Origin of the sequence: Sphingomonas sp. 10B4 (assembly GCF_035019905.1) — a bacterium.
Taxonomy (GTDB): Bacteria; Pseudomonadota; Alphaproteobacteria; order Sphingomonadales; family Sphingomonadaceae; genus Sphingomonas; species Sphingomonas glacialis.
Genome location: NZ_JASJVC010000028.1, coordinates 1 through 19,553, shown reverse-complemented (window position 1 = coordinate 19,553; position 19,553 = coordinate 1). Strand labels below are relative to the sequence as shown.

Genomic DNA, 19,553 nt, shown 5'->3' with positions numbered 1-19,553 from the left:
GAGGGGAGAATCCATGAACCGGAAACGCGCGATCGTCGCCTTTGCCGCCAGCAGTGCGGCAGCGTTGGCACTCAGTGCCTGCCAGGACCAGGCCAATGGCGGGGGCGCCGGCTCGCGCGACCATATCACCGTCGTCGGATCGTCGACTGTCTTCCCCTTCACCACGATCGTCGCCGAGCAGCTCATCAACAAGACGCCGGGGATGAAGTCGCCCGCGATCGAATCGACCGGCACGGGCGGCGGGATGAAGCTGTTCTGCGCTGGCGTCGGGGCGGCGCATCCCGACATCGAGGACGCCTCGCGCCGGATGAAGGCGAGCGAATATCGCACCTGCAAGGACAATGGCGTCGACACTATCATCGAGGTCCAGATCGGGCTCGACGGCGTCGCCTTCGCCGAATCGATGAGCGGCCCCAAGCTGCAGTTGACCGCGGTCGACCTGTACAAGGCACTCGCCGCCACGCCGATGGGCCAGCCCAACACCGCCAAGACGTGGAAGGACGTCAACCCGGCTTTGCCCGCGATCCCGATCCAGGTCTACGGCCCGCCCTCGACCAGCGGCACGCGCGATGCGCTCGCCGAGCTGATCCTCGCCAAGGGCTGCGACGCGATCAATCCCGCGCTCGCCGACAAGAAAGAGACCGACGCCGCCGGCTATGCCAAGGGCTGCACCGCGATCCGCGAGGACGGCGCCTATGTCGATGCCGGCGAGAACGACAATCTGATCGTCCAGAAGCTCCAGTCGAACCCCAATGCGATCGGGATCTTCGGCTATTCGTATCTCGAGCAGAACAAGGACAAGTTGAACGGCGTGCCGATCAACGGCGTCGAGCCGACCTATGAGACGATCGCGCGCGGCGCCTATCCCGGGTCGCGCCCGCTCTACCTCTACGTCAAGAAGGCGCATCTCACCGCGATCAAGGGGCTGCGCGAATTCCTCGCAGTCTATGCGCAATCGTGGGATCCCAAGGGGCCGCTCGTCGCCAAGGGGCTGATCGCCGCGCCCGACGACGTGCGCAAGCGCAGCGCAGCCATCATCAAGGCCGAAGCGTCGCTGGATCCGTCCAAGCTGCTCTGACCGCCTTTCCCACACCTCGAACACGAAATCGAACCACCCGCTTTGTCGATCCTTACTCTCTCCCTCGTCATTGCCGGGCTCGGCCTGATCGGCTGGCTGACGGCGCGGATGCGTGCCGTCGGCTTCCGCCGCGGCAGCACCGCGCGGTTCAGCTCGCTGCCGTCGCATTTCGGTGGCTATGTCGCCTTGTGGACGGTGTTGCCCGCCGCTCTCTTCCTGTGCGTCTGGGCGTCGACTTCGCCAGCGCTGGTGACCGACCGCGTGCTGCGCGATCCCGCCGCCGCGCAGCTGCCGCCGCCGGGGTTCGACCGCGCGGCGATCCTCTCCGAAGCGCGCAGCCTCGCCGCGGGCAACAGCTTCGGCGCGTTCAACCCACTGTCGCAAAAGCTCGCGCCCGCTTATGCTGCGGCGCAGAACCGCAACGACTGGATCGGCTCGGCGGTCGCCTTGCTGCTCGCCTTTGCGACCGGCGGGTTCGCTTATACCCGCGTCCGCCCCGATTTCCGCGCGCGCAGCAAGATCGAGCGGGTCGTGATGGCGTGCCTGCTCGCCGCCTCGCTGATCGCGATCGTCACGACGATGGGGATCGTCGCGTCGCTGCTGTTCGAATCGTGGCGCTTCTTCAGCGTCGTGCCGATCGGCGACTTCCTGTTCGGGACGCATTGGAGCCCGCAAGTCATCGACCCGGCCGACCCGGGCAAGACACTCGGCGCGGTGCCGTTGTTCTGGGGCACCTTCTTCATCGGCGCGGTGATCGCCATGCTCGTCGCGATCCCGTTCGGGCTGATGAGCGCGGTGTACCTCACGCAATATGCGACGCCGCGCGCACGGCGCTGGATGAAGCCGATCCTCGAAGTCCTCGCAGGCGTGCCGACCGTGGTCTACGGCTATTTCGCCGCGCTGACGGTGGCGCCGGCGGTGCGCGATGTCGCGGTGTCGCTCGGCATTACCTGGGCGAGCTCGGAGAGCGCGCTCGCCGCGGGGCTGGTGATGGGGGTGATGATCATCCCGTTCGTCTCCTCGATGGCCGACGATTCGCTGGCGGCGGTGCCGGGTGCGATGCGCGACGGGAGCCTGGCGATGGGCGCGACCTCGTCCGAGACGATCAGCCGCGTATTGCTTCCCGCGGCGCTTCCCGGTGTCGTCGGTGGCGTCTTGCTCGCGGTCAGCCGCGCGATCGGCGAGACGATGATCGTGGTGATGGCGGCGAGCGGCGTCGCGACGCTCACGCTCAACCCGTTCGCCAGCGCGACCACCGTGACCAAGCAGATCGTCGACCTGCTCACCGGCGAGGCCGAGTTCGACAGCCCCAAGACGCTCGCCGCGTTCGCGCTCGGGCTCACGCTGTTCGTCATCACCCTGCTCCTCAACATCGTCGCACTGACGGTCGTGAAACGGTATCGCGAAGCTTATGAGTGACGCCCCTATCCTGAGCGGGCTCGTCCCCGGTGTCGCGACCACCGCGACCGGCCCGGCCGAGCGCGCGCCGACCGACTGGCGGACGCAGTCGATGCAGCGCCGCATCCGCAAGCGTTATGCCGCCGAGCGGCGCTTCCGCTGGCTCGGGCTCGGCGCGGTCGTGCTCTCCGCCGGCTTCCTCGCGGTGCTGCTCGTGACGATGGTGTATAACGGCGCCAGCGGATTCCTGCAGACGCAGATCGCGCTGCCGGTCGATTTCGCGCATTCAGGGCTGTTGCTGACGCCCGCCGACCTGCGCGGACCCGGCGCCGATCTCGCGCTGTCGACCGCCAATATCGAAGGCTTGACCGATTCGTCGGCCAAGGCCGCGTTCGGGACCGACGGCGATCGCTGGGTGTCCGACGGCGGCTGGCTGCGCGTGCGCCAAGCGTTGAAGCGCGACCCCGCGCTGCTCGGCGCGCGCGCGACGATCTGGGTGCCCGCCGCCGATGCGATCGACGTCGCCGCCAAGCGCCAGGGCGATCCGGCCTCCGAGGCGATCGTCGCGAAACTCAAGGCGCGCCAGGCGATCTCGACCGGCTTCAACCTGCCCTTCCTCACCGCATCGGACTCGAACGATCCGACGCGCGCGGGGATCTGGGGCGCGTTCAAGGGCTCGCTGTTCACGATGCTGGTCACGCTGCTGATCGCCTTCCCGGTCGGGGTGCTGTCGGCGCTCTATCTCGAGGAATATGCGCCGCGGAACCGCTGGACCGATCTGATCGAAGTCTCGATCAACAATCTCGCCGCGGTGCCCTCGATCATCTTCGGCTTGCTCGGGCTCGCGGTCTTCCTCGGCACCTTCGGGCTGCCGCGCTCGGCGTCGATCGTCGGTGGTCTCACGCTCGCGCTGATGACGATGCCGGTGATCGTGATCTCGGGCCGCAATGCGATCAAGGGCGTCCCGCCGTCGATCCGCGATGCCGCGCTCGGCGTCGGGGCGAGCCCGATCCAGGTCGTCTTCCACCACGTCCTGCCACTCGCGCTGCCCGGCATCCTCACCGGCACGATCATCGGCATGGCGCGCGCGCTCGGCGAGACTGCGCCGCTGCTGATGATCGGGATGCGCGCGTTCATCGCCTCGCCACCCGCGCGGCTGACCGATCCGGCGACCGTGCTGCCGGTGCAGATCTTCCTATGGTCCGATCAGATCGATCGCGGCTTTGTCGAAAAGACCAGCGCGGCGATCATCGTCCTGCTCGTCTTCCTGCTCGCGATGAACGGCTTCGCGATCTACCTCCGTAACAAATTCGAGACCCGCTGGTGAGCATTCCCAACCAACACAAGATTTCGGCGCAGCACGTGAACGTCTGGTACGGCGCCAAGAAAGCGATCGACGACGTGTCGCTCGATTTCGGTTCGGACCACGTCACCTCGCTGATCGGCCCGTCGGGCTGCGGCAAATCGACCTTCCTGCGCACGCTCAACCGGATGAACGACACAATTCCTGCGGCCAAGGTCGAGGGCGACATCACGCTCGACGGTGAGGACATCTACGCCCCCGAAATGGACGTCGTGCAGCTCCGCGCGCGCGTCGGCATGGTGTTCCAGAAGCCAAACCCCTTCCCCAAGTCGATCTTCGAGAACGTCGCCTACGGCCCGCGCATCCACGGCCTTGCCGGCAACAAGACCCAGCTCGGCGAGATCGTCGAACGCTCGTTGCGCCGCGCCGGGCTGTGGGACGAGGTCAAGGACCGCCTCACCGACAGCGGCACTGCGCTGTCGGGCGGCCAGCAGCAACGGCTGTGCATCGCGCGCGCGATCGCGGTCGACCCCGAGGTGATCCTGATGGACGAGCCGTGCTCGGCGCTCGACCCGATCGCCACCGCCAAGATCGAGGAGCTGATTCACGAGCTCAAAGGCCGCTACGCGATCGTGATCGTCACGCACAACATGCAGCAGGCCGCGCGCGTGTCGCAACGCACCGCCTTCTTCCACCTGGGCACGCTGATCGAATATGGCGCGACCTCGGACATCTTCACCAATCCTCGGCAGGAACGCACCAAGGATTACATCACCGGCCGCTACGGGTGAACAGGACATGCCATTGAACGACCATACAGTTAAGGCGTTCGACGCCGATATCGGCCAGCTGCGCGGCCTCATCGCGCAGATGGGCGGAATGGCCGAACACGCGATTGCCGGCGCGATGGAAGCGCTGCGCCGCCACGACCTCGAAGGCGCGCAGCTCATCATCGCGGGCGACAAGAAGCTCGACGCGCTCGAGCTCGAGGTCGAGCAGCTCGCGGTCCGCATCATCGCGCTGCGCGCGCCGCTCGCCGACGACCTGCGCGAAGTCGTCGCCGCGCTGAAGATCGCCGGGGTGATCGAACGGATTGGCGACTATGCCAAGAACATCGCCAAGCGCGTCCCCTCGATCGACAGCCATGGCGAGATCGAGCCGCTGTCGGTGCTCCCCGCCATGTCGGCGCTCGCGGTGCGGATGGTGCACGACGCGCTCGACGCCTTCGCCGCGCGCGACGCCGACGCCGCGGTCGAAGTGTGCCAGCGCGACCGCGAGGTCGACGATTTCTACAACAGCCTGTTCCGCGTGCTCGTCACCCACATGATGGAGAACCCGCGGACGATCGGCCAGGTCACGCAATTGCTCTTCATCGCCAAGAATCTCGAACGCGTGGGCGACCACGCAACGAACATCGCCGAGATGATCTACTATGCCGCAACCGGTACGCACATGGTCGAACGTGACCGCGGCACCCTTCTCAGCCTGACGGAGTAAACGATATGGCACGCGCGAAAATGCTGCTGGTTGAAGACGACGCCGCGCTCGCCGAGCTGCTGATCTGGCACTTCAAGCGCGAGGATTTCGAGATCGCGCAGACGCCCGACGGCGAGGAGGCGCTGCTGCTGGCCAAGGAGAATACCCCCGACATCGTGCTGCTCGACTGGATGGTCGAGGGCCTGTCGGGGATCGAAGTGTGCCGCCGCCTGCGCCGCATGCCCGAGACCGCCAACGTCCCGATCATCATGCTGACCGCGCGCGGCGAGGAAGAGGATCGTGTCCGCGGGCTCGAGACCGGTGCCGACGATTATGTCACCAAGCCGTTTAGCCCACGCGAACTCGTCGCGCGCGTCGGCGCGGTGCTGCGGCGGGTGCGCCCGGCGCTCGCTGGCGAACAGCTGACCTATTCGGACATCGAGATGGATACCGTCGGCCATAAGGTCCGCCGTTCGGGCGAGGTCATCCCGCTCGGGCCGACCGAGTTCCGCCTGCTGAAACACTTCCTCGAACATCCCGGCTGGGTGTTCTCGCGCGAGCGGTTGCTCGATGCGGTATGGGGCCATGACAGCGACATCGAGAGCCGCACCGTCGACGTGCACATCCGGCGGCTGCGCAAGGCGATCAACTGCGGCGACCGCCCCGATATCATCCGCACGGTGCGTTCGGCGGGCTATGCACTCGATTCGGGTGCGTAAAGAATATTGGGACCCATGCGGCACAATGTGCGTTTGACCCGACGAGCAGCACACAATGCTGCCCGTTCGCAGGAGACTGTTTATGAAAATCATGATGTTTGCGGCGCTCGCCGCTGCCGTCGCAATGCCCGCGCTGGCGCAGACCACGCCCGCATCGGCGACCCCCGACGCGATGAGCCAGCCGGCCCCGGCGCAAACCATGCCTGCTCAGCCCGCCCCGGCAGCAGACCCCGCAATGGCACAGCCCGCCGCCCCCGCCGCTGATCCGGCAATGGCGCAGCCGGCCACGACGCCTGCCGCCAATGCATCGATGGCGACGCCGTCGGCACCGATGGCAGCGACCGGCGACTACCCGCCTTGCTCGCGCACGCTGAAGGATGGCTGCACCGAGCGGTCGAACGCTGCCGGCGCGCGGATGCACTCGGGCAAGCGCATGCACAAGCGCTGAGGCAGCGCCGGATTTTTTCCGGCCGCAGCCTTCGAGACTTGCCGTTACGGCCGGCGTGCAGAAGCCCTGCACGCCGGCTTTTTCGTATCGGGAGTATGCCGATCGCGGCTTGCACGCCGCGCGCAATTGCCTAGGACGCGCCTCAAACCACCTAGAGGAGTCCATCCATGTCCATCCGTTTCGATGATAAGGTCGCCATCGTCACCGGCGCCGGCGGCGGTCTCGGTCGCGCCTATGCGCTCGAACTCGCCAAGCGCGGCGCGAAGGTCGTGGTCAACGATCTCGGCGGCTCGCGTGATGGCACCGGCCATAGCGACGCGGCGCTGAAGGTCGTCGAGGAAATCAAGGCGGCTGGCGGCGAGGCGATCTCGAACGGCGGCAGCGTCACCGAATATGAGCAGATGGTCGAAATGGTCGCCAAGGCCAAGGAAACCTGGGGCGGCGTCCACATCCTCATCAACAATGCCGGCGTGCTGCGCGACAAGAGCTTCGCCAAGATGGAGCCGGCCGATTTCAAGTTCGTGATCGACGTCCACCTCAACGGCTCGGCCAACGTCACCAAGGCGGTGTGGGAGACGATGCGCGCGCAGAATTATGGCCGCATCCTGATGACCGCATCGTCGACCGGCCTCTACGGCAATTTCGGCCAGGCGAATTACGGCGCGGCCAAGCTCGGCCTTGCCGGCCTGACCAAGACGCTCGCGATCGAGGGCGCGAAGAACAACATCAAGGTCAACACGATCGCGCCGACCGCGGGCACGCGGATGACCGAAGACCTCTTCCCGGCCGAGGCGTTTGCCGCCTTCGCCCCCGAGAAGGTCGCGCCGGCCGCGCTCTATCTCGTGTCGGAAGAATCGCCGACCAACATGATCATCGGCGCGGGCGCCGGCGTGTTCCAGGCAGCCTATGTCACGCTGACGCAGGGCAAGCTGCTGAGCGGCGACGATCTCTCGCCCGAGGGCATCGCCGCGCACTGGGCCGAGATCACCGACCGTGCCGGCGAGATGACCCCGCAGAACGGTGCCGAACAGTCGATGAGCATCCTCAAGAAACTCCAGGGCGGCTGACCTCGCGCGTCGCCCCGGCCTGTGCGGGGGCGACGATAGTTGCTGTGTTGCTACACTGATACACGCGTGATACTCTCCCCATCGACAGGGAGACGATCATGTACAGCGAAAGCGATATCGACGGGGCGGTAACGGCAGGCGCGATTTCGCGCGAGGCGGCGGCCGCGCTGCGCAATCATATCGCCGCGCGCAACGCCGCGCCCGCGGTCGATGAAGAGAGCTTCCGGCTGCTGTCGGGCTTCAACGACATTTTCGTCTCGATCGCGATCGTGCTGGTACTCCTCGCGGTCGGCTGGATCGGCGAGTCGATCACCCCCCCGCTCGCTGGCGCGCTGGTCGCGGTCGCGGCCTGGGGGCTCGCCGAATATTTCACGCGCATTCGGCGGATGGCGCTGCCGAGCATCCTGCTGCTGCTCGCTTTTGTCGGCGGTGTCGGCGCGACGCCGGTCGGCGTGCTCGTCGCGCTGCACGCCAATTCGAGCGACCACGCCGGCGCGGCGATCGGCGCTGGCATCGGCCTGCTGATGGCGGGCGCCGCATGGCTGCACTGGCGGCGCTTCATGGTGCCGATCACCGTCGCCGCCGGCGCATCGGCCTTGGTCGGCGTCGTCGTCGCGCTGGTGATCGCGGCGATCCCGTTGGTGAAGGAAGCGGTCTATCCACTCGTCTTCATTTGTGGGCTCGGCATGTTCGCGCTCGCGATGACGTGGGATCTGTCGGACCGCGAGCGCCGCACGCGGCGTGCCGACGTCGCCTTCTGGCTCCACCTCGCCGCAGCACCGATGATCGCGCATCCCGTGTTCCACATGCTCGGCGTGTTCGGCGGGGCAATCGCGATCGGCACCGCGCTGATCGTGCTCGCGCTTTACCTCGCCTTCGCCTTCGTCGCGCTCGCGGTCGACCGGCGCGCGCTGCTCGTCTCGAGCCTCGCCTATGTCCTCTATGCGCTGTACGCGCTGTTCCAGACGGCGGGCGCGGTCGAACTGGCGTGGGCGTTCACCGCACTGGCGATCGGCTCGGCCTTGCTGACGCTCTCCGCCTTCTGGCCGGCAATGCGGCGGATCGTGGTCGGCCTGCTCGGCGGTCTTGGCGAGCGCCTGCCCCCGGTCGCGACGCTGGTCGCCGCCTAGCGGCCGACTCGCCCGGCGGCGTTCGTCGTGCGCCTTGTTGCAAACCGGAATCTCGCGTATTCCTTTGAACGCAGGCGGATATTTGCGCCGTTTGCGCCGTTCAACGCAACGAAAGAGGCACCGGGTGACCTCGATTCTGATCGTCGACCGCCATTCCAGCCTGCGCACTTCGCTCCAAGCGGCGTTCGAGCGCGACGGCGGCGCCTGCGCGACGCTCGATCCATTCGTAGCGGACGACGCCGTATCGAGCGCGGCACTCGACCGTGACGGAGTCCTGGTTCGAATCGATGACGATGCGCTGCCGCGCGGGTGGGACGTGGCGCGCCAGGCCCGCGCTGCCAACCCGGCGGTCGCGATCGGCTATCTGTCGACGCGGGGGACCAGCGACTGGGCAGCGTCAGGTGTCCCGGACAGCGTGGTCTATGCGCCGACGTCCGATCCCATCGAGATCACGGCGGCCTTCCTCGCTTTGTGCCGCCCGGCAAGCATCCAGAAAGCGATGGGCGAGCCGCATGGCGAACGTCCGTCAGGCACCGCGCGCGCGCGGCTCGGTCCGCTGGGAAACGACCTGATTCACGGATCACGCCGCAATGCGATGGGGATGATGGCGACGACGATCGCCAACGAACTCACCCAGCCGCTGACGACGATCGGCAATTACCTGGCCGTCGCGCGTGCGGTCGTCGAAAGCCGGGGGGATTCCGCGCTGGTGCTCGAGTCGCTGCAGGCAGCGATCGAGGCAAGCCGCACGGCGGGCCACATCATCCGCACCCTGCAATCGCTGACGACCCGCCCCGAAGCACGGCTGGAACAGGTCGCGCTCACCGACACGCTGCGCGACGCCGCCGATATCGTCACGCTGGGGCGACCAGACGCGCGGATCACGCTCGACCTGCCGCACTCGCTTATCGTGCTCGGCGATCGGATCCTGCTCCAGCAGACGCTGCTCAACCTTTTGCAGAATGCCGTCGAGGCCGCCGCCGGCACGCCGGTCGACATCCTCGTCACCGCGTCCGACAAGGGGCAAGTCGTCGAGGTCTGCGTGGCGGATTCGGGTCCCGGGGTCGACCGGATGCTGCTCCCCAATGTCTTCGAGCCGTTCGTCACGACCAAGGCCGACAGCCTGGGAATCGGCCTGTCGATCTGCAAGGCGATTATCGAAGCGCAAGGCGGGGTGATCACGCTGCGCAACCGCGCCACCTGCGGAGCGATCGCGTGCTTTACCGTGCCGGGTATAGCCTAAGCGCTCAGTCGACCACCTTCATCAGGCGCCGCTCGACCGGGGCAAGGACCGGGCCGAGTTCGGGGCCGCGCTTGAGGACCATGCCATGTTCGCCGATCAGCGCCCACATCCCCTGCTTGTGGCGCAACGCGGGACGCTTCTCGATCCGGAATTCGGGGCGTTCGGCGGCGCGGCGGAAGGCGGCGAAGACCGCGGCTTCATAGCCGAGATCGATCGCGTAATCGCGCCAAAGGCCGGCTGCGACCATCCGCCCATAGAGATCGAGGATGCGGTTGAGTTCGAGCCGTTCGAAGCCGATCTGCAGCAGCGTACCGCGTGGCGCCGGAAAGGGTGTTATCGTCCCCATCAAGCCCGATCGCGCAGGTCGTGATTTTCCACCAGCAAGGCGTCGAGCCGCTTGCGCATCGTCTCGAGTTCGCAGCGCAGCAGTTCGACCTTCTGCGTCGCAGGATCGAACATCTCGCTGCACGGCGTGCCGTATGCGAGGAACTCGACGGGCTTCTGCCCGCCTTCGACCATCGTCGCGCGCGCCGGGATGCCGACCATGACCGCGCCCTCGACCACGTCACGCGTCACGACGGCGTTCGCGCCGACGCGCGAGCCCTTGTTGAGCGTGATCGGGCCGAGCACCTGAGCACCAGACCCGATGATGACATTGTCGCACAAGGTCGGGTGGCGCTTGCCGGCAATGCCATTGTCCGGGCTCGTGCCGCCGAGCGTGACGCATTGATAGATCGTGACGTTGTCGCCGATCTCGGCCGTCTCACCGATGACGACGAAGCCATGATCGATGAAGAAATTGCGGCCGATCGTCGCACCGGGGTGGATGTCGATCGCGGTCATCAAGCGCGAGAAATGGTTCACCGCGCGCGCGAGAAAGAACAGACGCGCCTTGAACAGGCGGTGCGCGATACGGTGATAACCAAGCGCCCACACGCCAGGATATGTCAGAATCTCGAGCCGCGAACGCGGGGCGGGATCACGAGCCTTGATCGAATCGAGATAGGCGATCAATCGTCCCATCATTGCGGTTTCCCCTTCATCTGCGCGATATCTAGTCCTTCGGTCGGTCGAATTAAAGGCGCGTCCGGTCGCTAACTTCATCGAACAAAACCCCATCTTTCTTGTGGGATTTCAAAAAAGGCGCGATCTGCTTAGCATGCCAGAGGTTTCGACCATCGATTTCCCCGCGATTTTCGCGGCGATGCTGCCCTTCATCCTGATCGGCTTTGCCGCGCAGGTGGTCGATGGTGCGCTCGGCATGGCGTTCGGGGTGATCAACAATACGCTGCTCGTCGTGCTGCTCGGGATGCCGCCGGCGCTCGCTTCGGCAAGCGTCCACGCGGTCGAGACCTTCACCACGGCGGCCTCGGGCGTGAGCCATATCGTGCATCGCAACGTCGACTGGCGGCTGTTCCGGCGGCTGGTGATCCCGGGGATGATCGGTGGTGCGCTGGGTGCCTATGTGCTGAGCAACATCGACGGCGCGGTCGCGCGGCCGTTCGTGATGGCGTATCTCTCGCTGATGGGGCTCTATTTGCTCTACCGGGCCTATCGTGGACCGGTGACGCCCAGGCAGCCCAAAATCATCGAGCCGCTCGGTCTCGTCGGTGGCTTCCTCGATGCCGCGGGCGGCGGCGGCTGGGGGCCGGTGGTGACGTCGAACCTGCTCGTCCAGGGCGCGGCGCCGCGCACCACGATCGGCACGGTCAATACTTCCGAATTCTTCCTCACCGCGACGATCTCGGCGACGTTCATCGCGACGCTCGGGCTCAAGGCGTTCACCTTGCAGACGCTCGGGATCCTGATCGGCGGGCTGATCGCCGCGCCGATCGGCGCGGTCGTCGCCAAGCGCGTCCCGGCGCGCAAGCTGATGGCGATGGTCGGGATCCTGCTGACGGTGACGAGCGCCTATTCGATATGGTCGGCGCTCGCCACCTGAACGTCAGTTGATCGCCGAATGCACCGTGGCAACGGCCTTCATCACCGCGCCGATCCGCACCGCGGTCTGGATCGCCTCGGCCGTGGCGCCGGCCTTCTTGAGGATCTGCTCATGGCTGTCGATGCACATGCCGCAGCCGTTGATGGCCGAGACCGCCAGGCTGAACAGCTCGAAATCGACCTTTTCGATTCCCGGCTGGCCGATCACGTTCATGCGCAGCTTGGCGGGCATCGTCTGATACTCGGCGTTCCCGGCGAGATGCGTGAAGCGGTAATAGACGTTGTTCATCGCCATCACCGCAGCGGCGGCGCGAGCGGCGTTGGCAGCCTCGGGCGAGAGCTTGGCGGCGACTTCGGCCTCGGTCACGTCGACCAGCGGCTTATAGCCGGTGGCGTGCGCGCAGCACAGGAACAGGCCGAACTTCTGCTGGTCGGGCAGATGCGCCTCGTTGAGCAGCGAGCCGACGTTGAGGCGGATGTCCTTGGCGAAATCCGGGAGCGTCCCGGCGAAATCCTTGAGCGACATTGATGTTTCCCTATCCACAAACACGTCACCCCAGCGCAGGCTGGGGTCTCTCGAGGGCGAGCGTCACGCCCGCCCCATAAAGACCCCAGCCTACGCTGGGGTGACGATGATGGCGGGCACGACCGTCAGGCCGCGCCCGCGCGTCCAATTTTACGCGGCGATCTGGAGGACGTCGTCGCCCTTGTTCCAGTTGCACGGGCAGAGCTCGTCGGTCTGCAGCGCGTCGAGCACGCGGAGCGTCTCGGCGGGGTTGCGGCCGACGTTGAGGCCGTTGACCTGGACTGCCTGGATCACGTTGTCGGGATCGATGATGAACGTCGCACGGAACGCGACATGCTCGTCCTTGTCGAGAATGCCGAGCTGCGCGGCGAGCACGCCACCATTATCGGCCAGCCACGGGAAGTCGGCAGCCGCCAGATCGGGATCCGACTTGCGCCAGGCGAGGTGGACGTGCGCGGTGTCGGTCGATGCGCCGATCAGCACGGCGTCGCGATCCTCGAAGTCACCCTTGAGGCCAGCATAGCCGACGATCTCGGTCGGGCAGACGAAGGTGAAATCCTTCGGCCAGTAGAACAGCACCTTCCACTTGCCCGGGAACGCGTCCTGGCTGAGCGTCTCACCGGCGGGGAGCGCGGATACGCCCTGCTGGACGGGAACGGTAAAGTCGGGGAGCTTGTCGCCGATGGTCAACATGTTGTGGGCCTCCTGGAAAAATTGGGGCCTCGTCGGACATCCTCATGCGCGGCGCTGAACGCCGTCTCGTTGCAGGGCCCATATAGGGACTGTTCTTATCGATCCAATGGGTTATTTGTCGCCGTGTGATCGATTGGAGCGATAAATGGCAACGTACCTGCCGACCTTGAAGCAATTGCAGTATCTCGCGGCGCTGCAGGACCACGGCCATTTCGGCCGCGCGGCCGAGGCGTGCTTCGTGACGCAATCGACACTGTCGGCGGGGATTCGCGAGCTCGAGACGCTGATCGGCGTGACGCTGGTCGAGCGTACGCGGCGCGTCGTGCGCTTCACTCCGCTCGGCGACCGGATCGCCGACAAGGCGCGGCGCGTGCTGCGCGAGGCCGAGGAACTGGGCGACATGGCGCGTGCTGCCGGGCGCCCGCTGTCGGGCGAGATGCGGATGAGCGTCATCCCGACGATCGCGCCGTTCATGCTGCCGCGCATCCTGCCGCGGCTGCGGCGCGATTATCCCGACCTCAAGCTGTTCCTGCGCGAGGAGCCGAGCGGGCCGGCGTGCGAGGGGCTGCATCACGGGCGCGCCGATTGCGTGCTGCTCGCTTTGCCCTTCGCGTGCGGCGAAGTCTCATCGCAGACGCTGTTCGAAGACCGGTTGTTCGTCGCGGGGCAGCCCGCCGAAATGGGCAATATCGACCGGGCGATGCCGCCATCCGAGATCGACGAGACTCGGCTGCTGCTGCTCGAGGACGGGCATTGTCTGAAGGACCATGCGCTGTCGGCTTGCGCGCGTCCCGAATTGCGCGCCGAGGCGACGATGCTCGGGACGTCGCTCCACACGATCGTGCAGATGATCGACAACGGCCTTGGGCTCACCATGCTGCCCGAAATGGCGCTCAAGGCGGGCATTCTCGATCATACCAGCCTGGTCGCGCGCCCGCTCGACGCGGCCAATCCGTCGCGCAAGATCGCGCTCGTCTGGCGACGCGGATCTCCGCGCGAAAAGGACTTCAAGCTGCTTGCCACTGCACTCGCCGAAGCGGTGTGACGAAACCATTTCGGCTCTGAACCGTATTTGTGACACGCCGTTCATCGAGCGCGCGTCCCAATCGAGTGGAGAATCGCGATGACCTTCAAGACCAACCTGTATCTTTCGGCGATGGCCGGTGCCATGATCATCGGTGCCGCAGCGACCGCGCAAACCGCGCCCGCCCCCGCCGCTGGCGCGACCCCGATGGCCGGCGCGCCGATGGCGGCCGCCCCCGCAGCCGGCGCCAACCCGACCGTCGGCGGCGCCGTGATGGACGCGACCAAGCCGATTGCCGTCAACGCTTCGGCCGCACCGAACCTCAGCACGCTCGTGACTGCCGTGAAGGCCGCTGGCCTCGCGACGACACTCTCGGGCCCCGGTCCGTTCACCGTGTTCGCGCCGACCAACGACGCCTTCACGCGCCTCGCCCCCGGCACGGTCGACACGCTGATGAAGCCGGAAAACAAGGCGACGCTCGCCAAGGTGCTGACGTACCATGTCGTGCCGGGCACGCTGACGCTGGCTGATCTTCAGGCGAAGGTGACCGCGGGCGGCGGCAAGGCCTCGCTCGTCACGGTCGAGGGCGATCCGCTCGTCGTCGAAACGGTCGGCAGCGCGGTGCAGCTGACCGACGTCAACGGCAACAAGAGCTATATCGAGACCGCCGACGTCAAGCAGTCGAACGGCGTCGTCCACGTCGTCAACGGCGTTGTGCTTCCCAAGCTCAACTAAGCCTCTCGCGGGCGGCACTCCGGTGCCGCCCGCGTTTGCTTCAATCCATATATTTCAGGCCGGCGCGAAGATAATCCCAGCCGGTGATGACGGTCAGCGCGGCGGCCACCCACAGCAGGGCCAGTCCGATCTGACCCACGACCGGATAGGCCGGCACCCCGCCGCCGAGGATCAACCCGCCGAGCGCGACGAGCTGGATCGTCGTCTTCCACTTCGCCAGCTTCGACACCGGGACCGAGACCTGCAATTGCGCGAGGAACTCGCGCAATCCCGACACTGCGATCTCGCGCAGCAAGATGACGAGCGCCGCGATTTGGTGCACGCCCTGGATCATCGCGGGATTGCCGTCGCGTGTCCCCACCAGCAACAGGATCACCGCCGCGACCATGATCTTGTCGGCGATCGGATCGAGGAAAACGCCGAGCTTCGATACCGTCCCCTGCGCGCGCGCGAGATAGCCGTCGAAATAGTCGGTGATGCCCATCAGGCAGTACAAAGCGAACCCGGCGGCATAGCCATCTGACCAGCCCGGCCACCACAGGAACCAGGCGAGCAAGGGCACCGCGACGATCCGCGACATGGTGAGCAGGTTGGGCAAGGTGAGCACGCCTTACGCTCTAACCGTCCGATCGGCTTGGTGAAACCCCATCCGAACTGCGCGCAATCGAGAAGCAGGTTGCTGGCGGCATACCGCCTAGTCTATGGGCAGCCCTTATTCTGCCATTTCGAGGCCGTGAACACACCATGCTCAACGCGCTCGGCTTGCTGAAAGAGCGCCGATTTCTGCCATTGTTCGTCACTCAGTTCCTGGGCGCGTTCAACGACAATCTGTTCAAGACCGTGATGGTGCAATTCGCGATCTACAAGATTTTTGCAGACCCCAAGCTCGAACAGAATTTCACCGCGTTCGCGACCGCGATCGGGATCCTGCCCTTCTTCCTGCTCTCGGCGCTGGCCGGGCAGCTCGCGGATACGCACGACAAGGCCAAGATCATCCGGATCGTCAAGCTGGCCGAGATCGGCATCATGATCGTCGGCGCGGCGGGTCTGATGATCGCGTGGGGCGGCTATACCGTCCCCGGCCTGATCCTGATGCTTGCCGCCGTGCTGTTTCTCGGCGTGCACTCGGCGTTCTTCGGCCCGATCAAATATGCGATCCTGCCGCAGCATCTCCACGAGGACGAAGTGCTCGGCGGGACCGGGCTGGTCGAATCGGCAACGTATATCGCGATCCTGATCGGCACCGTGCTCGGCGGGTTCATGGCGGTGCAGCATGCCGCGATCGTGGTGCTGGTCGTCGCGGTCATCGGCTGGGTCGTCTCGCTCCAGGTTCCGCCCGCCTTGCGCGAAGGCAAGGAGCTGGTGGTCAGCTACAATCCCTTCACCTCGTCGTGGCGGCTCATTTCGGGCACGATGCACATCCGCCGGCTGTTCCTTGCAATCTGCGCGATCAGCTTCTTCTGGACGATGGGCGCGGTGCTGATCATCGTCTTCAATCCGCTCGCCAAGAACGTGCTGACCGCCGACAAGCATGTCCTCACCCTCATGATCGCGCTGTTCTCGATCGGCGTGGCGATCGGCTCGGTGCTGATCAATGCGCTGCTGAAAGGGCACACTTCGGCAAGATATGGCCCGGCCTCGGTGCTCGCGATGGGCGGCTTTATCGTCGCCTTCTCGTTCCTGTGCCGCTCATGGCCCGCGGCGCCCGCCGGCACGCTGTACGACGTGATGACCTTTATCGAGACGCCGCGCGCCGCGCTCGTCATCGCTTCGCTGATCGGCATCGCGGTGACCGGCGGGATGTTCGTCGTGCCGCTCTACGCTTTCCTTACGACGACCGTCGCAAAGGACGAGACCGCGCGGACCGTGGCGGCGAACAATGTCGTCAATGCCGGCGCGATGACGATCGGTGCGATCGGCGTGCAGGGGCTCGCGATCGCGGGTGTCTCGCCTGAGAACACCTTGCTCGTCGTGGCGGCGATGTGCCCGATCTCGGCGTGGCTCGCCTATAAGCTCCACCTCGCCTGCGACTGAGTGGCGCGCGGCGCCTTCAGAAGATGAAGGTGTAAAAGCAGATGAAGAACGCCGCGAAGCTCAGCGCGAACAACCGCACGTCGCTGTCATCGCGATCGCGCGCGCGCGCGATCCGCGATTCGACGAAAGCCTGGCGGAACGGGTGACGTGCGCTTGGCGCCTTGAGCGAAATCGTGTCCTGCATGACGCTAGTTAACGCGCCGTTTACGATTTTGACGCACGATTCTTATGGTTAGCAATGTCTAAATCCGGGACGGCCCCCTACCCGCCCGCGCCGCGCCCGCCGGTCAGTGCGCTTCGTAAAGCTCGAGCGGCAATCCGTCGGGGTCACTGAAAAAGGTGAAGCGCTGATCGGTATAGGGATCGATCCGGATCGGCTCGACAGCAACTCCCGCAGCCTCGAGCCGAGCGACGACCGGGTCGAGCGCGGCGACGCTGAACGCCAGATGCCGCAGCCCGGTCGCCTCGGGATAGGACGGCCGCGGTGCCGGTGCGGGGAAGGAGAACAGCTCGATCTGCGCCGTCCCGATCCGCAGGTCCGCCTTCCACGATTGCCGCTCGGCGCGGTACACTTCGCGGATCAATTCGAGCCCGAGGAGCTCGATATAGAAGCGCCGCGAGCGATCATAATCGGTGCAGATCAGGGCGACATGGTGGAGCGAGTCGAGCATGCGCGTGGCTCTACGCGGGCGGATCCTCGGGGCCAAGCCGTCGCGTCGCAAGGTGCGCCTCGCGGCACCTGGCGTCGTATCCCGCCCCGAATGTCGTCGAAGCGGCTGGGCTCCTACGGTCGCTACGCTTCGCGCCGCAGCAATCGAACTACTCCCATTCCAGCGCAGAAATGCGTTGTTGTGACTAAGACTATACCGTACGATACCCCCATGGATACCCCCATTCGTACTGTGGTAGGCACAAAATGGCTCTGACGGCTGCGGAGGTGCGCAACGCCCGGAAGGGTGAAAAGCCCTACAAGCTCGCCGACGGTGGTGGCCTCTATCTCTACGTGACGCCGACCGGTGCTCGGTCCTGGCGCATGAAGTATCGCTTCGGCGGAAAGGAGAAGCTGCTGACCTTCGGGCTTGCGTCCGACGTCGGCCTGGCCGAGGTCCGCGCGATGCGCGAGGCGGCGAAGGAATTGCTGCGCCAAGGCAAGGACCCCGGCGTCGAGCGGGGGCGACAGAAGGACGAGGCCGAGGTCTCGCGCAAGCGCACGTTCGAGCCGATCGCACGCGACTGGCATGAGGCGGAGCGGCCGCGTTGGTCGCCGGGACAAGCGGCGCTGGTGCTGCGCGCGCTGGAACGCGACGTCCTCCCGGTCCTGGGCGATCGTCCAGTAGCCGACATCACCGGACCGGACATCATCGCGATGCTGCGCAAGATCGAGGCGCGCGGATCGATCGAGACGGCCAAGCGCGTGCGCGGCTACGTCTCCGGCGCCTTCAAGCGCGCGAAAGCCGAGAGCTTCGTCGCTGTGAACCCTGCAGCCGACATCGCCGACGCGCTGCGCCGCACGGTCAAGGGCGCGAAGCAACCGGCGATCGTCGATCCCGAAGGCCTGATCGCGCTCCAGCAATCGATCGACCGATCCACCTCCGGGCCGGCGGTCAAGCTGGCGTCCCGGCTGCTCGCGTTGACCGTCGTCCGAATCGGGGTGCTGCGCGCCGCGACCTGGGACGAGTTCACCGGCATCGACTGGGACGATCCCGACGCGCCCGCGCCCGCCGCGCTGTGGCGTATCTCGGCGGAGCGGATGAAGCTCGAGGTCGAAGAGAAGGGCAAGGCCGGATACGACCATGACGTCCCCCTGCCCCCGGAAGCCGTCGCGGTGCTGCGCGCGATGCGCGTGCTGACCGGTCGGGGCCGATTCATCTTTCCGAGCCAGCGAACCACGCGCGAACCGATGTCCGACGCCGCGCTGAGCACGCTCTACAAGCGACGCGGCTATCGGGGAAAGCATGTGCCGCACGGCTGGCGCGCGGCGTTCTCGACGATCATGAACGAGCGCGCCGTCGAGATGGACCGCGAGGGCGACCGTCTCGTGCTCGACCTGATGCTCGCGCACGCGCCGAAGGGGATGAGCGCCAGCGAGTTCGCCTACAACCGCGCCCGCTACTCGACGCGCAGGCGCGAGCTTGCCTCGGCGTGGGCTGCCCTGATCACCCCGGGCCTCGATGAGCCGTTCGAGTTGCTGCGCGGTCAAGCCCGGTAGCCCATCGGGTCAGCGACGAAGTCGGCGATGTCGCTCTCGTACCACGCGACCATCTTCGGCCCGATCTGCTGCCGCTTCGGGAAGGTCCCGGCGTCGCCGCGGCGATAGACGGTGGCGGTCGACAGGCCGGTGCGACGCTTCACGTCGGCGATGCGCAGAAGGCTATCGGCGCGGCGGTCTTTCGGATTGCTTGCGGGAAGGCTCATGGTGCTGTCCTGTTGATCTGGTGCTGCCGCTTTCCCGGCTGGTCACTCTTGGCGGGCGACTAAATCCGCGCCCCGAGTTCGGGCATCTGGCTAGGGTTGAGATCGAACCCCCTGGCCGGATCTGATCAGGGTGGTGGTCGATCGATGTTCGCGCGCACGACGCGCAAGGTCAGATCGCGCGGCGCGACGCCGTCGTTGACGATCGAGGTCTTCCAGTGCTCGCGCACATAGAGACGATCGCCGACCGGCTTTGTTGCATAACGTCGCGAGAGCATAACCGCGCTTTTACTTGAAGATGTTATGAGAGGCGGACGGTCACCGGT

Annotated in this window: 24 protein-coding genes; 15 read left to right on the top strand and 9 right to left on the bottom strand. The window is 66.0% G+C overall.

The window, feature by feature from the left end; all coding sequences use genetic code 11:
* The first annotated feature begins 13 nt into the window (after positions 1–13).
* From QN347_RS10265 to QN347_RS10220, 10 genes are all read left to right on the top strand, one after another.
* Positions 14–1,078 carry a substrate-binding domain-containing protein gene (locus QN347_RS10265; protein ID WP_322163227.1) on the top strand — a complete coding sequence of 355 codons (1,065 nt, stop codon included), beginning with the start codon at positions 14–16 and terminating at the stop codon, positions 1,076–1,078.
* Positions 1,079–1,120: 42 nt separating this feature from the next.
* Entirely contained in the window at positions 1,121–2,497 is a 1,377-nt protein-coding gene (gene pstC / locus QN347_RS10260) for a phosphate ABC transporter permease subunit PstC (protein ID WP_322163226.1), read from the top strand.
* Between the two features lie 91 nt (positions 2,498–2,588).
* A complete protein-coding gene (pstA, locus tag QN347_RS10255) occupies positions 2,589–3,803 on the top strand; it encodes a phosphate ABC transporter permease PstA (protein ID WP_189675570.1) in 1,215 nt (404 codons plus the stop codon).
* Positions 3,800–4,570: a phosphate ABC transporter ATP-binding protein PstB gene (gene pstB, locus QN347_RS10250; RefSeq protein ID WP_133188887.1), complete on the top strand. Its 771-nt coding sequence runs from the start codon at positions 3,800–3,802 to the stop codon at positions 4,568–4,570. Before pstA ends, pstB begins: the two co-directional genes overlap by 4 nt.
* Positions 4,571–4,577: 7 nt before the next feature.
* Complete coding sequence (phoU, locus tag QN347_RS10245; protein WP_133188889.1) at positions 4,578–5,276, top strand: phosphate signaling complex protein PhoU; 699 nt, start codon at positions 4,578–4,580, stop codon at positions 5,274–5,276.
* A gap of 5 nt (positions 5,277–5,281) precedes the next feature.
* Entirely contained in the window at positions 5,282–5,974 is a 693-nt protein-coding gene (phoB, locus tag QN347_RS10240; protein WP_133188891.1) for a phosphate regulon transcriptional regulator PhoB, read from the top strand.
* Positions 5,975–6,056: 82 nt separating this feature from the next.
* Positions 6,057–6,422, top strand: a complete 366-nt coding sequence (locus tag QN347_RS10235; protein WP_322163221.1) for a hypothetical protein — start codon at positions 6,057–6,059, stop codon at positions 6,420–6,422.
* Between the two features lie 167 nt (positions 6,423–6,589).
* On the top strand, positions 6,590–7,489 hold the full coding sequence (locus QN347_RS10230; RefSeq protein ID WP_133188895.1) for an SDR family NAD(P)-dependent oxidoreductase: 900 nt from the start codon (positions 6,590–6,592) through the stop codon (positions 7,487–7,489).
* A gap of 98 nt (positions 7,490–7,587) precedes the next feature.
* A complete protein-coding gene (locus tag QN347_RS10225) occupies positions 7,588–8,619 on the top strand; it encodes a hypothetical protein (RefSeq protein ID WP_322163218.1) in 1,032 nt (343 codons plus the stop codon).
* A gap of 124 nt (positions 8,620–8,743) precedes the next feature.
* The gene (locus QN347_RS10220) at positions 8,744–9,862 is read left to right on the top strand and encodes an ATP-binding protein (protein WP_322163216.1); all 1,119 of its coding nucleotides are present in this window, start codon (positions 8,744–8,746) and stop codon (positions 9,860–9,862) included.
* 4 nt (positions 9,863–9,866) lie between these two features.
* Here the strand turns inward: QN347_RS10220 and QN347_RS10215 are convergent, their stop codons facing one another.
* Together QN347_RS10215 and epsC are read right to left on the bottom strand one after the other, a co-directional pair.
* A complete protein-coding gene (locus QN347_RS10215) occupies positions 9,867–10,208 on the bottom strand; it encodes a DUF2794 domain-containing protein (RefSeq protein WP_322163214.1) in 342 nt (113 codons plus the stop codon).
* On the bottom strand, positions 10,208–10,888 hold the full coding sequence (gene epsC, locus QN347_RS10210) for a serine O-acetyltransferase EpsC (RefSeq protein ID WP_206365662.1): 681 nt from the start codon (positions 10,886–10,888) through the stop codon (positions 10,208–10,210). Before epsC ends, QN347_RS10215 begins: the two co-directional genes overlap by 1 nt.
* A gap of 133 nt (positions 10,889–11,021) precedes the next feature.
* On the opposite strand from epsC, the gene QN347_RS10205 reads away from it, so the two are divergent.
* Positions 11,022–11,804, top strand: a complete 783-nt coding sequence (locus tag QN347_RS10205; protein WP_133188903.1) for a sulfite exporter TauE/SafE family protein — start codon at positions 11,022–11,024, stop codon at positions 11,802–11,804.
* A gap of 3 nt (positions 11,805–11,807) precedes the next feature.
* Here QN347_RS10205 and QN347_RS10200 read toward each other — a convergent pair whose 3' ends face one another.
* Complete coding sequence (locus QN347_RS10200; RefSeq protein WP_322163211.1) at positions 11,808–12,329, bottom strand: carboxymuconolactone decarboxylase family protein; 522 nt, start codon at positions 12,327–12,329, stop codon at positions 11,808–11,810.
* Between the two features lie 150 nt (positions 12,330–12,479).
* Positions 12,480–13,022: a peroxiredoxin gene (locus tag QN347_RS10195; protein WP_133188907.1), complete on the bottom strand. Its 543-nt coding sequence runs from the start codon at positions 13,020–13,022 to the stop codon at positions 12,480–12,482.
* 145 nt (positions 13,023–13,167) lie between these two features.
* Here QN347_RS10195 and QN347_RS10190 point away from each other — a divergent pair, with 145 nt between their 5' ends.
* Both QN347_RS10190 and QN347_RS10185 read left to right on the top strand, forming a co-directional pair.
* Positions 13,168–14,067 carry a hydrogen peroxide-inducible genes activator gene (locus QN347_RS10190; protein WP_322163209.1) on the top strand — a complete coding sequence of 300 codons (900 nt, stop codon included), beginning with the start codon at positions 13,168–13,170 and terminating at the stop codon, positions 14,065–14,067.
* Between the two features lie 78 nt (positions 14,068–14,145).
* Positions 14,146–14,781 (top strand): fasciclin domain-containing protein, encoded by a 636-nt coding sequence (locus QN347_RS10185; protein ID WP_189674988.1) that lies wholly within the window; start codon positions 14,146–14,148, stop codon positions 14,779–14,781.
* Between the two features lie 40 nt (positions 14,782–14,821).
* On the opposite strand, the gene pgsA is transcribed toward QN347_RS10185, so the two are convergent.
* The gene (pgsA, locus tag QN347_RS10180; protein WP_322163207.1) at positions 14,822–15,388 is read right to left on the bottom strand and encodes a CDP-diacylglycerol--glycerol-3-phosphate 3-phosphatidyltransferase; all 567 of its coding nucleotides are present in this window, start codon (positions 15,386–15,388) and stop codon (positions 14,822–14,824) included.
* A 137-nt stretch (positions 15,389–15,525) separates the two neighbouring features.
* On the opposite strand from pgsA, the gene QN347_RS10175 reads away from it, so the two are divergent.
* Complete coding sequence (locus tag QN347_RS10175; RefSeq protein ID WP_189674990.1) at positions 15,526–16,815, top strand: MFS transporter; 1,290 nt, start codon at positions 15,526–15,528, stop codon at positions 16,813–16,815.
* 16 nt (positions 16,816–16,831) lie between these two features.
* Here the strand turns inward: QN347_RS10175 and QN347_RS10170 are convergent, their stop codons facing one another.
* Both QN347_RS10170 and QN347_RS10165 read right to left on the bottom strand, forming a co-directional pair.
* The gene (locus QN347_RS10170) at positions 16,832–16,999 is read right to left on the bottom strand and encodes a hypothetical protein (protein WP_322163205.1); all 168 of its coding nucleotides are present in this window, start codon (positions 16,997–16,999) and stop codon (positions 16,832–16,834) included.
* Positions 17,000–17,102: 103 nt separating this feature from the next.
* Entirely contained in the window at positions 17,103–17,486 is a 384-nt protein-coding gene (locus QN347_RS10165) for a VOC family protein (RefSeq protein WP_322163203.1), read from the bottom strand.
* 245 nt (positions 17,487–17,731) lie between these two features.
* On the opposite strand from QN347_RS10165, the gene QN347_RS10160 reads away from it, so the two are divergent.
* Positions 17,732–19,024: a tyrosine-type recombinase/integrase gene (locus tag QN347_RS10160; protein WP_322163201.1), complete on the top strand. Its 1,293-nt coding sequence runs from the start codon at positions 17,732–17,734 to the stop codon at positions 19,022–19,024.
* Here QN347_RS10160 and QN347_RS10155 read toward each other — a convergent pair.
* Both QN347_RS10155 and QN347_RS10150 read right to left on the bottom strand, forming a co-directional pair.
* Positions 19,012–19,230, bottom strand: coding sequence for a helix-turn-helix transcriptional regulator (locus QN347_RS10155; protein ID WP_322163200.1), 219 nt, complete (start codon positions 19,228–19,230; stop codon positions 19,012–19,014). The genes QN347_RS10160 and QN347_RS10155 overlap by 13 nt on opposite strands.
* 125 nt (positions 19,231–19,355) lie before the next feature.
* Positions 19,356–19,505: a hypothetical protein gene (locus tag QN347_RS10150; RefSeq protein ID WP_322163198.1), complete on the bottom strand. Its 150-nt coding sequence runs from the start codon at positions 19,503–19,505 to the stop codon at positions 19,356–19,358.
* Positions 19,506–19,553 lie beyond the last annotated feature (48 nt).

Bases quoted from the DNA above. Each gene is read 5' to 3' on its own strand.
- QN347_RS10265 (WP_322163227.1), top strand. From the start codon at position 14: ATGAACCGGAAACGCGCGATCGTCGCCTTTGCCGCCAGCAGTGCGGCA.
- pstA (WP_189675570.1), top strand. From the start codon at position 2,589: ATGCAGCGCCGCATCCGCAAGCGTTATGCCGCCGAGCGGCGCTTCCGC.
- phoU (WP_133188889.1), top strand. From the start codon at position 4,578: ATGCCATTGAACGACCATACAGTTAAGGCGTTCGACGCCGATATCGGC.
- phoB (WP_133188891.1), top strand. From the start codon at position 5,282: ATGGCACGCGCGAAAATGCTGCTGGTTGAAGACGACGCCGCGCTCGCC.
- QN347_RS10235 (WP_322163221.1), top strand. From the start codon at position 6,057: ATGAAAATCATGATGTTTGCGGCGCTCGCCGCTGCCGTCGCAATGCCC.
- QN347_RS10230 (WP_133188895.1), top strand. From the start codon at position 6,590: ATGTCCATCCGTTTCGATGATAAGGTCGCCATCGTCACCGGCGCCGGC.
- QN347_RS10225 (WP_322163218.1), top strand. From the start codon at position 7,588: ATGTACAGCGAAAGCGATATCGACGGGGCGGTAACGGCAGGCGCGATT.
- QN347_RS10215 (WP_322163214.1), bottom strand. From the start codon at position 10,208: ATGGGGACGATAACACCCTTTCCGGCGCCACGCGGTACGCTGCTGCAG.
- epsC (WP_206365662.1), bottom strand. From the start codon at position 10,888: ATGATGGGACGATTGATCGCCTATCTCGATTCGATCAAGGCTCGTGAT.
- QN347_RS10205 (WP_133188903.1), top strand. From the start codon at position 11,022: ATGCCAGAGGTTTCGACCATCGATTTCCCCGCGATTTTCGCGGCGATG.
- QN347_RS10200 (WP_322163211.1), bottom strand. From the start codon at position 12,329: ATGTCGCTCAAGGATTTCGCCGGGACGCTCCCGGATTTCGCCAAGGAC.
- QN347_RS10195 (WP_133188907.1), bottom strand. From the start codon at position 13,022: ATGTTGACCATCGGCGACAAGCTCCCCGACTTTACCGTTCCCGTCCAG.
- QN347_RS10190 (WP_322163209.1), top strand. From the start codon at position 13,168: ATGGCAACGTACCTGCCGACCTTGAAGCAATTGCAGTATCTCGCGGCG.
- QN347_RS10185 (WP_189674988.1), top strand. From the start codon at position 14,146: ATGACCTTCAAGACCAACCTGTATCTTTCGGCGATGGCCGGTGCCATG.
- QN347_RS10175 (WP_189674990.1), top strand. From the start codon at position 15,526: ATGCTCAACGCGCTCGGCTTGCTGAAAGAGCGCCGATTTCTGCCATTG.
- QN347_RS10170 (WP_322163205.1), bottom strand. From the start codon at position 16,999: ATGCAGGACACGATTTCGCTCAAGGCGCCAAGCGCACGTCACCCGTTC.
- QN347_RS10165 (WP_322163203.1), bottom strand. From the start codon at position 17,486: ATGCTCGACTCGCTCCACCATGTCGCCCTGATCTGCACCGATTATGAT.
- QN347_RS10160 (WP_322163201.1), top strand. From the start codon at position 17,732: ATGGCTCTGACGGCTGCGGAGGTGCGCAACGCCCGGAAGGGTGAAAAG.
- QN347_RS10155 (WP_322163200.1), bottom strand. From the start codon at position 19,230: ATGAGCCTTCCCGCAAGCAATCCGAAAGACCGCCGCGCCGATAGCCTT.
- QN347_RS10150 (WP_322163198.1), bottom strand. From the start codon at position 19,505: ATGCTCTCGCGACGTTATGCAACAAAGCCGGTCGGCGATCGTCTCTAT.